The organism is Lutimonas halocynthiae (assembly GCF_030409835.1).
In the GTDB taxonomy this organism is placed as follows: Bacteria; Bacteroidota; Bacteroidia; order Flavobacteriales; family Flavobacteriaceae; genus Lutimonas; species Lutimonas halocynthiae.
In genome coordinates this window covers 80,805-96,475 of the sequence record NZ_JAUFQO010000002.1, presented here as the reverse complement: position 1 = coordinate 96,475, position 15,671 = coordinate 80,805, and the positions used below count along the sequence as shown (strand labels likewise).

The 15,671-nt window shown below is 35.8% G+C and carries 10 protein-coding genes; 6 read left to right on the top strand and 4 right to left on the bottom strand.

Going from position 1 to position 15,671, the window contains the following annotated elements:
* Positions 1-93: 93 nt before the first annotated feature.
* On the top strand, positions 94-1,716 hold the full coding sequence (locus tag QWY87_RS03370; protein WP_290288197.1) for an amidohydrolase: 1,623 nt from the start codon (positions 94-96) through the stop codon (positions 1,714-1,716).
* A 1-nt stretch (position 1,717) separates the two neighbouring features.
* On the opposite strand, the gene QWY87_RS03365 is transcribed toward QWY87_RS03370, so the two are convergent.
* Both QWY87_RS03365 and QWY87_RS03360 read right to left on the bottom strand, forming a co-directional pair.
* On the bottom strand, positions 1,718-2,266 hold the full coding sequence (locus QWY87_RS03365) for a DUF2911 domain-containing protein (protein WP_290288194.1): 549 nt from the start codon (positions 2,264-2,266) through the stop codon (positions 1,718-1,720).
* 5 nt (positions 2,267-2,271) lie between these two features.
* Complete coding sequence (locus QWY87_RS03360; protein ID WP_290288191.1) at positions 2,272-2,832, bottom strand: DUF2911 domain-containing protein; 561 nt, start codon at positions 2,830-2,832, stop codon at positions 2,272-2,274.
* A 209-nt stretch (positions 2,833-3,041) separates the two neighbouring features.
* Here QWY87_RS03360 and QWY87_RS03355 point away from each other — a divergent pair, with 209 nt between their 5' ends.
* The 4 genes from QWY87_RS03355 to QWY87_RS03340 all read left to right on the top strand — a co-directional run bounded on the left by QWY87_RS03355 (position 3,042) and on the right by QWY87_RS03340 (position 8,726).
* On the top strand, positions 3,042-3,716 hold the full coding sequence (locus tag QWY87_RS03355) for a response regulator transcription factor (RefSeq protein ID WP_290288188.1): 675 nt from the start codon (positions 3,042-3,044) through the stop codon (positions 3,714-3,716).
* Positions 3,717-3,788: 72 nt separating this feature from the next.
* Positions 3,789-5,036 carry a sensor histidine kinase gene (gene porY, locus QWY87_RS03350; protein ID WP_290288185.1) on the top strand — a complete coding sequence of 416 codons (1,248 nt, stop codon included), beginning with the start codon at positions 3,789-3,791 and terminating at the stop codon, positions 5,034-5,036.
* A 728-nt stretch (positions 5,037-5,764) separates the two neighbouring features.
* Positions 5,765-7,702 (top strand): DNA topoisomerase (ATP-hydrolyzing) subunit B, encoded by a 1,938-nt coding sequence (gyrB, locus tag QWY87_RS03345; protein WP_290288183.1) that lies wholly within the window; start codon positions 5,765-5,767, stop codon positions 7,700-7,702.
* Between the two features lie 88 nt (positions 7,703-7,790).
* Complete coding sequence (locus QWY87_RS03340) at positions 7,791-8,726, top strand: malate dehydrogenase (protein ID WP_290288181.1); 936 nt, start codon at positions 7,791-7,793, stop codon at positions 8,724-8,726.
* Positions 8,727-8,803: 77 nt separating this feature from the next.
* On the opposite strand, the gene QWY87_RS03335 is transcribed toward QWY87_RS03340, so the two are convergent.
* Both QWY87_RS03335 and QWY87_RS03330 read right to left on the bottom strand, forming a co-directional pair.
* Complete coding sequence (locus QWY87_RS03335) at positions 8,804-10,687, bottom strand: M61 family metallopeptidase (protein WP_290288179.1); 1,884 nt, start codon at positions 10,685-10,687, stop codon at positions 8,804-8,806.
* Positions 10,688-10,779: 92 nt separating this feature from the next.
* Positions 10,780-12,453 carry a formate--tetrahydrofolate ligase gene (locus QWY87_RS03330; RefSeq protein ID WP_290288176.1) on the bottom strand — a complete coding sequence of 558 codons (1,674 nt, stop codon included), beginning with the start codon at positions 12,451-12,453 and terminating at the stop codon, positions 10,780-10,782.
* Between the two features lie 160 nt (positions 12,454-12,613).
* Between QWY87_RS03330 and secDF the strand changes: the two genes are divergently transcribed.
* The gene (gene secDF / locus QWY87_RS03325; RefSeq protein ID WP_290288174.1) at positions 12,614-15,586 is read left to right on the top strand and encodes a protein translocase subunit SecDF; all 2,973 of its coding nucleotides are present in this window, start codon (positions 12,614-12,616) and stop codon (positions 15,584-15,586) included.
* Positions 15,587-15,671: the final 85 nt, after the last annotated feature.

The following is a 15,671-nucleotide window of genomic DNA, read 5'->3' as shown; positions in this document are numbered from 1 at the left end:
GCAAAGTTACACTTAAAGAAGGAAAGTGCAAAGCACTTGTTATATCTTAATTTTTATATCTTTACGTTTTTATTTTACACTTAAAACTATTTCATGTATAAGCCCCTCATATACTTGATAAGCGCTTTTGTGCTTATTTCCTGCAAACTGGAACAACAAGTTGCAGACCTCATCATTACCAATGCAAATATTTATACGGTCAATGAAAAGGCCCCAAAAGCAGAATCATTTGCTGTAAAAGACAATCTGATTATCGGAATTGGAACTTCTAAAGAAATCAATGAGCAATTTCAATCGCAAAACATTCTAGATGCAGAAGGTAAAACGATCCTGCCTGGCCTGATCGATGCGCATTGTCATTTTCGGAATCTTGCTTTTTTCATGCAGACTGTAGATCTCTCCGGAACAACAAGTTTTGAAGAAGTGATTGAAAGAGTTGTTGCTTTTCAAAAAGATAAAAATGCAGAATTCATTATTGGAAGAGGCTGGGATCAAAATGATTGGGAGATAAAGGAATATCCTACCAAAAAAGAACTCGATGCACTGTATCCTAAAATTCCTGTGGCCTTAACGAGGATTGATGGGCATGCTCTTTTAGTGAATCAAGCCGCCTTAGATCTTGCTGGCATCAACAATAAGACAGCTGTTTCTGGTGGGGAAATTTTCAAAAAAAATGGAAGAATAACAGGCGTTTTAGTAGATAATGCCATGAATCTTGTTAGAAAAACCATTCCTGAAATGAGTCTTTCAAAAAGAGTTCAGGCTTTGAAGGATGCTGAGTCCTATTGTCTAGAATTAGGTTTAACAACTTTAACTGATGCGGGTCTTGACAGAAAAACAATAGAATTGATTGACAGCCTTCAGCAAAATGAAGAACTTAAGATCAAGGTATATGCAATGGTTAGTATGAGTCCTGAAAATCTTGATTATTATTTAGAAAAAGGGATTTCAAAAACAGATCGACTCAATGTAAGGTCTTTTAAAGTTTATGCAGACGGAGCATTGGGATCAAGAGGCGCCACTTTAAAAAAACCTTATTCGGATAGAGAAGGCCATTATGGGGCCATGGTAACAAGCCTTGACGATTTATCAATGATCGCAAAGAGGCTGGCAAAATCTAAGTTTCAAATGAACACACATGCCATTGGAGATTCTGCTAATTCCTATGTATTAAAAACATATGCCAAGGAGCTTAAAAGTCAAACCAATCGTAGATGGAGAATGGAACATGCTCAAATTATTGACCCTGACGAATTCGATTATTTCACCGAGATTATTCCCTCTGTTCAACCCACTCATGCCACAAGTGATATGTATTGGGCAGAAGATCGATTAGGGCCGGAAAGAATTAATGGAGCCTATGCCTATAAAACTTTGTTAGAAATAAACGGAAGAATTGCATTAGGTACTGATTTCCCTGTAGAAAAAGTAAACCCTATGTTAACTTTCTATGCTGCGGTTGCCAGAAAAGACCTTTCAGGATATCCAGAAGATGGGTTTCAAATAAAAAATGGATTGAGCAGAGAAGAAACGCTTAAAGGAATGACAATATGGGCAGCTTATTCTAATTTTGAGGAAAAAGAAAAAGGTTCTCTTGAGGTCAACAAATTTGCTGATTTTGTTATTTTAGATCAAGACATCATGACCATACCAATAAAAGAAGTTCCAAATATCAAGATAAATGGAACTTATATTAACGGGGAGAAAGTATATTAATCTATAAAAGAATTTTAATCGGTGCTGTAACCCTAGTGGTGTCCCAGGCGAGCACCATATTAACATGCTTTCCTTTGTCTTTGAACCCTATTGAGAATGCTTCAAGAAATTCTGCTTTTGACACTTTCCCTTTGGTTCTGGCGACATCGTATTTTGCTTCGTATTCATAAGTTCCCCAGACATCAGTATTTGAACTTAATATTAAGGTCCATTCATTCTGACCAGGAATTGCATAAAGAACATAAGTTCCTGCTTTAACTTCGTCTTCCCCAAAGACTACGTCATTGTAAAACACTACTTCAGTTGCCTCATTGGCGCCAACTCTCCATATTCTTCCAAAAGGAATTACATTCCCAAAGATCTCTCTACCATTCTTTTTTGGCCTGCCATACAGTACCTTTATTTTCGGTGGTGAAATTTTATTCGTTCTAAAATAAACAATATCATGCGGACTGGCATCAAGGTCCCTGAAATCCTGAGCATTCATGTTCGTCATACTAAGGAAGGCGCTAATACAAGCTATTCCTAAGGTTATATTTATTCTTTTCATAGTCATTAAATTTTAGCTAAAATCGCATCTTGTGTAGCCAATGGAATATCAATTCTTGTAGAATCCCATGCCAATACCATAAAGGTGCTTTTGAAGTCTTCTTTAAAGCCGATTGAAAAAACATCTAGCACTGCATCTTGCCTTGCCGGAATTTTTATTCGAACAACATCTTTGGTTTCATCATAAAAATTTGAACCCCAAGTATCTGTCTTACTATTTAGGATAATAGTCCATTCTTGTTCTCCTGGAATTGTATGTAAAACATACGTTCCGGCCTTAACAAGTTTTCTGCCAAACGACATGTCAGTGTAAAACTTGACTTCTGTCGCTTCATTAGCACCGGTTCTCCAGATTTCCCCATAGGGCACCTGATCACCAAAAACATTATTGGATTCTTTTTGAGGTCTTCCATAAACCACCTTTACAAGGGGTTTTGGAATTTTTCTTGTTGTCAGATAACTAATATCGACGGGTGCATTATCAAGATTGTCAAATTTTTGAGCATAACTCGTAACACTTGACAACAACGCACACAAAAGCATTGTGGTAATTATTTTCTTATTCATAGCAACAAACAATTATTGAGTAATCATTCGATGAATAATAACGGTGAATTTCTAATTATATTTTATCCCGACTAGTTTTAACAGAAATAAGGTTAAATCAAAACTGACAATTTATAACATGGTAGATTGTCAATTATCTGTTAAAACGGATTTAAATGAGATAGTATATCAATTATATACTATTTTTGTACAACCTTAAATTATTAGAAATGAAACTATTGATAGTAGAGGATGAGATTGAGTTGCTAAATGCAACATGTGGGTATTTGGAAAAAGAAGATTTCGTTTGCGAATCTGCTCCAAATTTTTTTGAGGCTGAGGACAAACTGATTTCCTATAATTACGATGTGGTTATTCTTGACATCAACTTACCTGATGGCAATGGCCTGGATTTATTAAAGTTTATAAAGCAGAAGAGTCCTGAAACAGGTGTTCTAATTGTTTCGGCGAAAGATTCTTTAGACGACAGATTGAAAGGTCTGGATTTAGGAGCTGATGATTATATCACAAAACCCTTTCATTTAGCTGAGCTTAATTCCAGGGTTAATTCTTTACTCAGAAGAAGAAAATATGAAGGAAATAACAATATTGTTTACCAGGAGATCGAAATTGATCCCGTTGCAAAAACAACCGTCGCAAATGGGGTTAAACTTGACCTGACTAAAAAGGAATATTTTCTCTTGCTTTATTTTATTACCAATAAAAATAGGGTTTTAACTAAAGAGGCTATTGCGGAACATTTGTGGGGAGACAATATAGATATGGTGGATAATTTTGATTTCATCTACACCCATATGAGAAACCTGAGAAAAAAACTCAAAAAAAGTGGTGCAAATGACTATCTTCAAACCATCTATGGTCTGGGATATAAATTTGGCGAATAAAATAGCTAAAGATATAACACACTACAACCTTTGAAAGATTAATTAATACAACCTGATCAATTCGTTCTATTTGTGAAATTATTTGAAAAAACACGTAAAACACACATTACTTACTCGGTTATTATTTTTATACTTTCCGGTTCTATAGTTTATTTCACACTAAAGAATATCGTAAGTGAGAAACAGGATGAAAAACTGTTATGGGATAAAGAACTTATTGCCAGGAAGATCAAATATGAATACCCCCTCCCTATTTTCGACGTTGAAGATTTTAAATCTAAAACACCTATAAAGGACACCTTATATTACAAGGATACGTTAATGTATCAGGTTGTCAATAATGTTGAGAACTATGAACTCTATCGACAACTAACCTCGGTAGAAACTTTGCAAGGAAAAACCTATCGCATAATCACGCGGAGTTCGATTATGCGAAATCAAGATTTTATTTTAGGGGTAACACTGTCTGTTGGGATCATCATTTTCATCATGATTCTCACTGTTTATTTTGTGAACTCCTTTGTAATGAGAAAAGTCTGGCTTCCATTTTATCGTAACCTGGAAACATTAAAGAATTTTTCTGTTGAAAACAATCGCCCTATTCAATTAAGTGAATCAGACATTGATGAATTTCAGGAGCTAAATAACTCTTTATCAAAACTCACCTCTAAGATCAATTCTGATTTCAATAATTTAAAAGAATTTACTGAAAATGCATCACATGAAATGCAGACCCCATTGGCGATCATGCAATCTAAATCGGAGCTTTTGCTTCAGTCAGACAATTTAGACGAGGGGCAGGTTTCACAAATAAGAGTTATATACCAATCTGTACAAAGACTTTCTAAGCTTAATAAAACCCTGCTACTCCTCTCTAAAATAGAGAACAGACAGTTTAAAGATGTAGAATTGATCCAAGTAAACCAGGTTATTGAAAGACATTTAGAAATTTTTGAAGATTTTATTGAAAATAAAAATTTGAAAGTAGAAATGAAGTCAACGCTGGAAGTTGAATTGAAAGCGAACCCACTTCTGTTTGACATGATCATATCTAATCTTATCAGCAATGCCATTAAACACAACGTAGATGGCGGGCATATTGAAATTCTAACCACCAACCTATTTGTTAGTGTTTCGAATTCTGGCATTCCACCTAAAATAGAATCTGAAGCCCTATTTGAAAGATTCAAAAAAGAAAGTACTGCAAGTAACTCTTTTGGACTAGGTTTGGCGATTGTGAAAAAGATATGTGACAACAATAAATGGAAAATAACACACTCATATGCTGAGGATCAGCACAATATCTCTATCTATTTTTAAAAAAAATAAACTTTAACAAAATCTGAATTTTTCTTCAGATTTCCTTTAGAAATGCCACTTACATTTGTCCCGTTATCTGATTGTTATTTATTTAAATGACTATTTCAGAACGTTCAAAAATTCATGCTATGAATACTGAAATAACAAAGAAGATACAAGCTCATTCTATTTAAACGGCAAAGTTTTGAGGGGAATGGAACCTAACAAATAGAATCAGGCAAATCATTTGAAGCATTAAGCTGTTTTAATTGAATAAAGAGCCTGTAAAGATTATATTTTTACAGGCTTTTTTAAAAAAAAATCTAATTCTGAACAAAACTTCAGATTTTCTTCAGAATTAGCAATTACATTTGTCACAGATTTAAATTGCAAGCATGTCTTGGGTTTAGGTCTTAGTAAAAAAGTAAACTTTTAGTTTATCATAAAAGTTGATCAACATAAGAATATTGGACTGAGGGGAATAGTATCTCGAATGTGATCAACAATGCAAATAATACAAATATTAAGCTATTTTAATTTGCAGAACAAAAAAAACCTGTTTAGAGTTAATCTGAACAGGTTTTTTTTATGCCCAAAAACCATTGAATAGATCAAAGAATCTAAAGGTTCACACCTCTAATAATGTTGATAACTTCTACGCTTTAAAAATGTAAAAAAAACACCTATAAAGCAGGGGTTTTCTTATATTTGTACGTTATAAATTTTTGGACAAAAGAGAACTAAAAAATATGAGTGAAGAAACTAACAAAAATCAATATTCTGCTGATAGCATTCAGGCTTTAGAAGGGATGGAACATGTTCGCATGAGACCATCTATGTACATTGGAGATGTGAGTTCAAGAGGGCTTCATCATCTTGTATATGAAGTTGTCGATAATTCTATCGATGAGGCCATGGCCGGACATTGTGATAAAATAGATGTTTATATAAATGAGAACAACTCTGTTACCGTAAGAGATAACGGTAGAGGGATTCCTGTTGACAAACATGCAAAGGAAGGCGTTTCAGCTCTTGAAGTTGTAATGACGAAGATTGGAGCTGGTGGGAAATTTGATAAAGACTCCTATAAAGTTTCTGGTGGATTGCACGGTGTTGGTGTTTCTGTAGTAAATGCGCTTTCAAATGAATTGAAAGCTACAGTTTTCAGAGATGGCAAAACCTGGCAGCAAGAATATTCGAAAGGTAAAGCCCTTTATCCGGTAAAACAAGTTGGTACTTCTGATGGAAATGGAACTGAAGTGACATTCTTGGCTGATGATACAATATTTCAAACCGAAATAGTTTTCAGTTATGAGATCCTTTCAGCTAGAATGCGTGAGCTATCCTATTTGAACCAGGGTGTTACCGTAACAATTACCGACAAACGCAATACAGATGAAGAAGGGAACTTTGTTAAGGAAGTTTTTTATAGTGAAGATGGATTAAAAGAATTTGTAAGATACTTAGATGCGACCAGAGAACAGCTTACATCTGACGTAATCAGTATGGAAGGTGAAAAAAATGGGATTCCTGTTGAAGTCGCCATGGTTTACAATACTTCTTATACCGAAAATCTTCATTCTTATGTGAACAATATAAATACACATGAAGGTGGTACACATTTAGCAGGTTTTAGAAGAGGCCTGACACATACTTTGAAAAAATATGCGGAATCTTCTGGAATGCTTAGTAAACTTAAATTCGATATTGCGGGTGATGACTTTCGTGAAGGACTTACTGCCATTATTTCGGTTAAAGTTGCTGAACCACAATTTGAAGGGCAAACCAAAACTAAATTAGGTAACCGAGAAGTCAGTTCTGCTGTTAGCCAGAGCGTATCTGAAATGCTGACTAATTATCTAGAAGAAAATCCTGATGATGCAAAAATTATTGTTCAGAAAGTAATTCTTGCCGCTCAAGCCAGACATGCAGCCACTAAGGCTCGTGAAATGGTACAAAGAAAAACAGTAATGTCGGGTGGTGGACTTCCTGGTAAATTATCAGATTGTGCCTGGAACGATCCAGAAAAATGTGAAATCTATTTAGTCGAGGGTGATTCTGCAGGCGGAACGGCCAAACAAGGACGTGATAGAAATTTTCAAGCTATCCTTCCTTTAAGAGGGAAAATTTTGAATGTTGAAAAAGCCATGCAACATAAAGTTTTTGAGAATGAAGAAATCAAAAGCATGTATACGGCACTTGGAGTTACAATTGGAACTGAAGAAGATCCACGTGCGCTCAATCTGAGTAAACTGAGATACCACAAGATCGTAATTATGTGTGATGCCGATGTAGATGGTAGTCACATTGCAACCTTAATCCTTACTTTCTTCTTTCGCTATATGCGTGAATTGGTTGAAAATGGAAATATTTATATCGCTGCACCTCCATTATACCTTGTAAAAAAGGGTGCTAAGAAAGAATATGCCTGGTCAGATGCTGATCGAGACGACATTGTTGAAAAATTCGGAGGTGGAACTATTCAACGTTATAAAGGTCTTGGTGAAATGAATGCTGAACAATTATGGGATACAACTATGAATCCTGAATTCAGAACCATGCGTCAGGTATCAATTGAAAACGGTACTGAAGCTGACAGAGTTTTCTCCATGCTGATGGGCGATGATGTCCCACCGAGAAGAGAATTTATCGAAAAACACGCGGTTTACGCGAATATTGATATTTAAACATTTATAAAGACCCAAGATTCTGAAAAGACCTTGGGTCTTTACAATTAGAACAAACATATTTAATTAATTATAAAATTTTAGTAAAATGAAAGTAACTATAGTAGGTGCAGGAGCGGTAGGAGCCAGTTGTGCCGAATACATCGCAATCAAAGATTTCGCCTCAGAGGTTGTCATTGTTGACATTAAAGAAAGTTATGCCGAAGGAAAAGCTATGGACCTTATGCAAACAGCTTCCTTAAACGGTTTTGACACTTTAATTACAGGAAGTACAAATGATTATTCAAAAACTGCCAATAGTGATGTTGCTGTTATCACAAGTGGAATTCCACGTAAGCCCGGAATGACAAGAGAAGAGCTTATCGGCATTAATGCAGGAATCGTTAAATCTGTTGCAGGAAGCATATTGGAACATTCTCCAAATGTGATCTTTATAGTAGTAAGTAACCCAATGGACACCATGGCATACCTTACTCATAAAGCGCTTGGATTGCCTAGAAACCGTATTATCGGTATGGGTGGTGCTCTTGATAGTGCTAGATTTAAATACCGTCTTTCAGAAGCTTTAGGTTGCCCTGCATCTGACGTTCAAGGAATCGTAATTGGTGGTCATAGTGATACAGGAATGATTCCATTAACGCGTCTTGCTGCCAGAAACAGTGTTCCTGTAAGCAAATTCTTATCTGAAGATAAAATCAACGAAGTTGCTGAAGCAACTAAGGTTGGTGGAGCAACTTTGACTAAAATGTTAGGCACAAGTGCCTGGTATGCTCCAGGAGCAGCTGTGTCAGCTATGGTTCAAGCTATCGCTTGTGATCATAAAAAATTGTTCCCATGTTCAGCACTATTAGATGGTGAATACGGTCTTAATGACATTTCAATTGGCGTTCCTTGTATTATTGGGAAAAATGGTATTGAGTCAATCGTTGAACTCGATCTAAATGCAGCCGAAACAGAAAAGTTGCAAACAAGCGCTGAAGCTGTTAGAAAAACAAATGGTTTACTAGAAGAAACTGTTAGCTAAGAGCGTTTTCTTTAAAAATAAAAAGCCATGTATTAAAGCTAATACATGGCTTTTTTTATACTATTAATTCTTAATCACTAACCCTTCAACCAGGCATTTAATAAGGATTTCTGATCAGTTGTAGCATCTGGATTTAAACTTAGCTTTTTCCCTGTAGTATATGTTGGAGTCAAAATCTTCTCTATACGAATATCTTCCCCTCCCCTTTCTAATAACACATTGATTTCTGTTCCAGGCTTCCAACCAAATACTTCTCCAAAAACTGAATTTGCATTTTCTCGAGATAAGGTCACACCGTTAATTTCTTTAATCTTGTCATTTGCTTGAGCTCCAGATTCCTTCCAAAAACTATTGTCGATAACCTCATCATTAAACATGATCGAACCAGTTTGTCTGTCTCCCCGAATAATCATTTTTCCAGCATTCTGAACATAATTTGTCTCAACTTTTCCATCATTCATTCCAAGTCCCACTTTTGCGAAATACAAATTATAGTCAATCGGAGTACCACCAACAACGTGGTCTTTAAAGAAGGTGGCCACTGATGGATAGGTCATTTTGACGATTTCGTCGATTATCATCTCATCCTCAAAAGGTTTGTCAACACCATATTTAACAGCTAACTCTTTCATCACAGAAAGAATTCCTCTCTGACCTTGACTCTCTTCTCTGATGATAATATCCAAGCACATCCCTATTAAAGCCCCCTTTTGATATACATTGAAGTAATTGTCGGCATAAGGTTTATCCAATATATTTTTACTCATTTCTGTAAAACTCATGGTGTCATCCAGGGTTGAAGCTGTATTGATTTTCTCCAGCAGCTTGGTATAGAACTGATCCTCAGAAACAAGACCTTGATTCACCTGAAACAGGGTTGCAAAATACTCAGTCAAACCCTCGTACATCCATAAGTGTTCTGAAAAAGTTGGTTGGTCGTAATCAAAATAATGGACATCCTCTGAATGAACTGATAATGGTGTTAAAATATGAAAGAATTCATGAGAAACGATATCAATTAAACTACTTTCAAGACTTTCCTGAGACATTGATTCTGGCATAACGACAACCGTCGAAGTATGATGTTCCAAAGCACCAAAACCTTTTGGTGAACCATTAGAATGTCCTGCTAAATAAACATAAATATCATAGCGCTTGGTGCTATTGGTCTCTCCTAAATAAGCCTTCTGCGCCTGCATCATTTTGAAGATGGTTTCCTTTAAGGTCTTTACGCTGTGTTCATTGTTCGGAGAATAGACACTTAAAACAATCTTGATATCACCTACTTGAAACTCTTCAACATCCAGTTTACCATACATCATTGGATTGTCAGTAACATCAAAATATCTTTCTGCTTTATACCTTGTAGTCACATATTTACCATCATCACTTATATTCTCTTCTACCATCAACAAAGCGGAAGTCCTATCAAATTCAATAGGAGCTGTGACGTTAATGACATATGAATTTGCTTTAAGTGAATCGAAATAACCAACAAAGCCGTGCAGATTCAAAACATAATTATCACTTTCGATATTAGTGCCTGAAGGTGAAAAAGGTGTAGGCTGATCTCCTCCCTCAATATCAAAAGTGTCATTAACCCAGTAAGTTATCTTATCGAGTTTTTTGGCTTCATAAATGATCCAGGTATTGACATCTTTCTTTTCAAACCGCAATTCATTGCCTTCATAATCTAAAGCTTTGAAATCATCGATAAAACTTCCGAAATCACTCACAGCATAGGTTCCCTGAACTACTCTTGGCAACCTAAAAACGATAGTGTCTTTTGAAAACCTTCCCGGATCAACTTGAACCGGGATTTTATCTTTATCCACTTTTGTAATATCAATATTGCTTTCAATTGGATTTGCAGCAGCAAGATCTTTAGCAGTATTCTTAGTCGTTCCACAACTTGCTAAGAGTAATCCCAGAAATAAACTATAAAGTAAAATATGTTTCATAAATATTGTTTTTTGTACTTTAAATAAGTCCCCAAAAATCAATTTTTGCTACGAAATATATCCTTAAAAAAATGTTAAAAGAAATTTAATGATCAAGATAATCCAGAAATAACACCATCGTCATCAATACTCATATTCTCTGATGCAGGATGTGCTGGCAATCCTGGCATTCTCATCATCTTGCCTAAAATCGGAATGATAAATCCGGCTCCGGCCGCAATTTCTATCTCCCTTACGGTTACGACAAAATCTTCAGGACGACCAACCAAAGTTTCATTATCAGAAAATGACTTCTGTGTTTTCGCCATACAAATTGCAAAATCGCTAAACCCCAGACGATCTATTCTTCTCAAATTTAATTTCGCCTTTTTATCATAATCTACCGAAACGGCACCATAAATTTCACGAGCTATGATCTCTATTTTTTCTTTTACCGGAGATTTCCAATCATACAAAGGTTTGAAATTAGATTGCCCTTGTTCGACTATTCTTTTAACAGCGTTGGCAAGTTCTATAGTCCCGTTGCCGCCATTGGCCCATCCATCCGAGATCACTGCCTCAACACCTAGTTTTTTACAGGCATCGACAACAAGATCAAATTCTTCAGGCGTATCATTTGTAAAAGAATTGATGGCAACTACAGGTTCAATATTAAATTTTCTAATATTCTCAATATGCTTTTCAAGGTTGGCCATTCCTGCTGCCACAAATTTTGTGCTGGGCTCATTCACTGCTTCTTTTACAGCGCCACCATGATGTCTCAAAGCCCTTATCGTAGCCACTAAAACTACTGCTTTGGGGCTCAATCCTGAGGCTGCACATTTAATATTCAAGAATTTTTCTGCTCCAAGATCAGCTCCAAACCCGGCCTCTGTCACAACATACTTAGACAATGATAAGCCCATTTTAGTTGCTAAGATGGTATTGGTACCCTGCGCTATGTTGGCAAAAGGGCCACCATGAATGATGGCAGGATTCCTCTCCAGCGTCTGAACCAAATTCGGTTTTATCGCATCCTTTAACAAAATTGCCATGGCATTTTCTGCTTTAAGATCTCTGGCAAAAACTGGTTTTTTGTCAAAAGTGAAACCTATAAAAATATCTCCAAGACGTTTTTTCAAATCCGCGAAACCTGATGCCATACATAAAATAGCCATCACTTCAGAAGCCGGCGTTATGTTAAATCCATCTTCTCTCGGAACTCCATTGGCCGTTCCACCAAGACCAATAGTTATATTTCTCAACGACCTGTCATTCATATCAATGACCCTTTTCCAAAATATGGTCCTTGGATCAAGGTTCAAATTCTTGGCTGCCTGTAAATTATTATCAACCAATGCTGAGAGTAAATTATTGGCTTTTTCAACGGCGTTAAAATCACCGGTAAAGTGCAAGTTTATATCTTCCATTGGAACCACTTGAGAATAACCACCTCCCGCAGCACCACCTTTAATACCAAAAACAGGTCCTAAAGAAGGTTCTCTCAAGACTACTGTGGCTTGCTCGCCAATTTTATTCAATCCTTCTGTCAGGCCGATAGATACGGTTGTCTTACCTTCCCCTGCCGGAGTAGGCGTTATCGCAGTAACCAAAATTAGGTTGTTTTTTGCCACCTCTTTTTCATCTATTAAATCAAGGGGCAATTTTGCTTTAAACTTTCCATAAAGTTCAAGATCATCTTCTTCAATTTTTAATTTTGAAGCGATTTCTTTAATATGAATAAGTGTTGTGTTTTGAGCAATGTCAATATCAGTGAGATGTTCCATTTTCTTGTAGGTTTTACTTTACTAAAGTACTAAAAATAACGACTAAATTGAATACCTCAATTGCCCCAAAATTTAAGTCTTATTTCTTTCAAAGCTAAATCTTTTGAGTATATTTGCCCGATTATATCAAAAACTAAGATTTTTTAAATTTAGATAAGCAATGCAAAACAAGGGACTTATTAAGTTATTTGCGATCATTTTAAGTTTGGTATGTTTATACCAACTTTCATTTACGTGGTTTGCAAAAAATGTGGAGAATGATGCTGTTATCTACGCGGAATCAAAGGCTGATGCCTCTGACGCGGAAGCGTTAGGCAGAATGCAACAAGATTATTTGGATTCTGTTTCGGGTACACCGGTTGTAAATTTAGGTTTTACCGAATTTACATATGATGAAGTAAAAGAAAAAGAAATCAACTTAGGTCTTGACCTTAAAGGAGGGATCAATGCCATTTTAGAGGTATCTGTAAGAGATATTCTTTACGGATTATCAAACGAATCAAAAAACCCAGCCTTCAATGAAGCACTAAATCTTGCGACAAAAGCGCAAAAGGATAGTGATAAGGACTATTTTGATCTGTTCATCGAATCATTTGCCACTGTAAGTAAAGGAACAGTTAAGCTAAGTGATCCTAGTATTTTTGGGAATAAATCTCTGAAGGACAAAATTAACTTCAAAATGTCAGATGAGGACGTAACTCCTATCTTGCAAGAAGAAGTAAAAGGTTCAATCAATACAGCTTTTGAAGTTTTAAGAAGTAGAATTGACCGCTTTGGTGTTACACAACCAAACATCCAAAGAGTTGGTGAATCAGGAAGAATCTTAATTGAACTTCCAGGTGCAAGAGATATTGATCGTGTTAGAAAACTATTACAAAGTACTGCAGAATTGCAATTTTGGGAAGTGTATACAAACCAGGATCTATCTCAGTTCTTTTTATCAGCAAACAACAAACTTGCTGAAATATTAGTAGTCGAGAAGACTGAAGTAGAAAAAGATACTTCTATAGTTAAGGATGATGAAATTGATGATCTGTTAGGAGAAGTAAAAGATTCAGTAGATTTTGAATCTACCAATCCGTTGTTCAGCAAATTGTTTGTTCGTTTTCCACAGTCACAAAATGACATTAGTTCAATTTTGGCTACTGCGAATGTAAAAGACACAGCGTCTATCAATGAATACCTTGCAATGAAAGAGGTAAGAACGCTGCTTCCAAACGAATTGAAATACGCAAAATTCGCTTGGGAAAATAAGGCCAATAACGATTTCATCAATCTTTATGCTTTAAAATCAAACAGAAACGACGCTGCTCCTATCCAAGGAGATGTGATTTCTGACGCGCAACAGGTATTTGACCAGATGGGTGCAAATCCTGAAGTGAGCATGACCATGAATAGTAAAGGAACAAAGCAATGGGCAAAAATGACCACTGCAAATGTTGGTAAATTTGTTGCCGTTGTTCTTGATGACTACGTATACTCTGCACCAAGAGTTAATGATGCAATCACCACAGGAAGAACTTCAATTTCAGGACAATTTTCAATTGAAGAAGCACAAGATTTAGCCAATGCGCTTAAATCTGGTAAATTGCCGGCTGCAGCAAGAATAATCCAATCTGACGTAGTAGGGCCATCTCTTGGTCAGGAAGCTATTGACAGTGGTACATACTCTTTTATTATAGCGCTGATCATCGTGTTATTATGGATGGTATTCTATTATGGTAAGGCTGGGATCTTTTCGGATATAGCCTTAGCATTAAACATACTGTTTATTTTTGGTGTTCTGACTTCTTTTGGAGCTGTATTAACGCTTCCTGGTATTGCAGGTATCGTTCTGACCATTGGTATGTCAGTAGATGCGAACGTGCTGATCTATGAAAGAATAAAAGAAGAACTGAATAAAGGCAAAGGCCTTAAAGAAGCTATTAATGATGGTTTTGGAGGAGCACTTTCTTCTATTCTTGACGCCAACATAACAACACTGCTTACAGGTATTATACTTTATATATTTGGTACAGGACCAGTTAAAGGATTTGCGACTACTTTAATGATTGGTATTGTAACGTCATTATTTTCAGCCATTTTTATTACAAGATTACTGATCGAATGGTATGTAAATAATGAAAAGAAATTAACCTTTAACACAAACATTACTAAAAACTGGTTCAAAGACATCAACATTGATTTTCTTAAGAAAAGAAAAATGTCTTACCTGATCTCAGGAATCATTTTGGTTATTGGTATCGGCTCACTTTTCACCAACGGATTAAATTATGGTGTTGATTTTAAAGGAGGTAGAACATATACTGTAAGGTTTGCTGATAATGTAAGTCCACCTGAAATTGCCAATGCATTAAAAGATGCTTTTGAAAGCTCTCCTGAAGTAAAAACATTTGGGTCTGCAAATCAATTAAAAATCACTACCAAATATAAGATAGATGACTATGGTGTTGAGGTAGAAGATGAAATTCAAAATTTGTTATTTAATGGTGTAACTCCTTATTTACCTGAAGGACTCAGCTATGCACAATTCAAAGGTGCAGAAAATGAGCAGAACGTAGGTATTATGGAATTCTATATGGTTGGACCCACCATTGCAGATGATATCAAGCAAGCAGCATTTTGGGCTATCATTGGATCTTTGATCGTAGTGTTTTTATACATCCTGCTTCGATTTAGAAAATGGCAATACAGTTTAGGTGCTGTTGCTGCGGTTTTCCATGATGTATTGATCGTATTATCAATTTTCTCATTATTCTATAAGATCTTACCATTTGATATGGAAATAGGGCAATCTTTTATAGCTGCCATCCTTACTGTAGTTGGATACTCATTGAATGATACTGTGGTTATATTTGACCGTATACGTGAATTTGATAACAAGCATCCTATGTGGAAGTATTCAAGAACTGTCAATACAGCGCTTAGCAGTACTTTAGGAAGAACAGTAAATACTTCTTTGACTACATTAATAGTGTTACTCGCCATATTTTTATTTGGTGGGGACTCGATTAAAGGATTTATGTTTGCCTTAATCATTGGGGTAATTGTAGGTACCTATTCATCTTTATTCATTGCTTCTCCTATCATGTACGATACGACTAAGAAATTAGATAAGGATAAAAAAGACTAGTATTCAATCTCATTTTTGGGATTAAAACCATATTAAAAACCTTTTAGGAAATATCTCCTAAAAGGTTTTTACTTTTTAGTATTTT

Bases quoted from the DNA above. Each gene is read 5' to 3' on its own strand.
- QWY87_RS03370 (WP_290288197.1), top strand. From the start codon at position 94: ATGTATAAGCCCCTCATATACTTGATAAGCGCTTTTGTGCTTATTTCC.
- QWY87_RS03365 (WP_290288194.1), bottom strand. From the start codon at position 2,266: ATGAAAAGAATAAATATAACCTTAGGAATAGCTTGTATTAGCGCCTTC.
- QWY87_RS03360 (WP_290288191.1), bottom strand. From the start codon at position 2,832: ATGAATAAGAAAATAATTACCACAATGCTTTTGTGTGCGTTGTTGTCA.
- QWY87_RS03355 (WP_290288188.1), top strand. From the start codon at position 3,042: ATGAAACTATTGATAGTAGAGGATGAGATTGAGTTGCTAAATGCAACA.
- gyrB (WP_290288183.1), top strand. From the start codon at position 5,765: ATGAGTGAAGAAACTAACAAAAATCAATATTCTGCTGATAGCATTCAG.
- QWY87_RS03340 (WP_290288181.1), top strand. From the start codon at position 7,791: ATGAAAGTAACTATAGTAGGTGCAGGAGCGGTAGGAGCCAGTTGTGCC.
- QWY87_RS03335 (WP_290288179.1), bottom strand. From the start codon at position 10,687: ATGAAACATATTTTACTTTATAGTTTATTTCTGGGATTACTCTTAGCA.
- QWY87_RS03330 (WP_290288176.1), bottom strand. From the start codon at position 12,453: ATGGAACATCTCACTGATATTGACATTGCTCAAAACACAACACTTATT.
- secDF (WP_290288174.1), top strand. From the start codon at position 12,614: ATGCAAAACAAGGGACTTATTAAGTTATTTGCGATCATTTTAAGTTTG.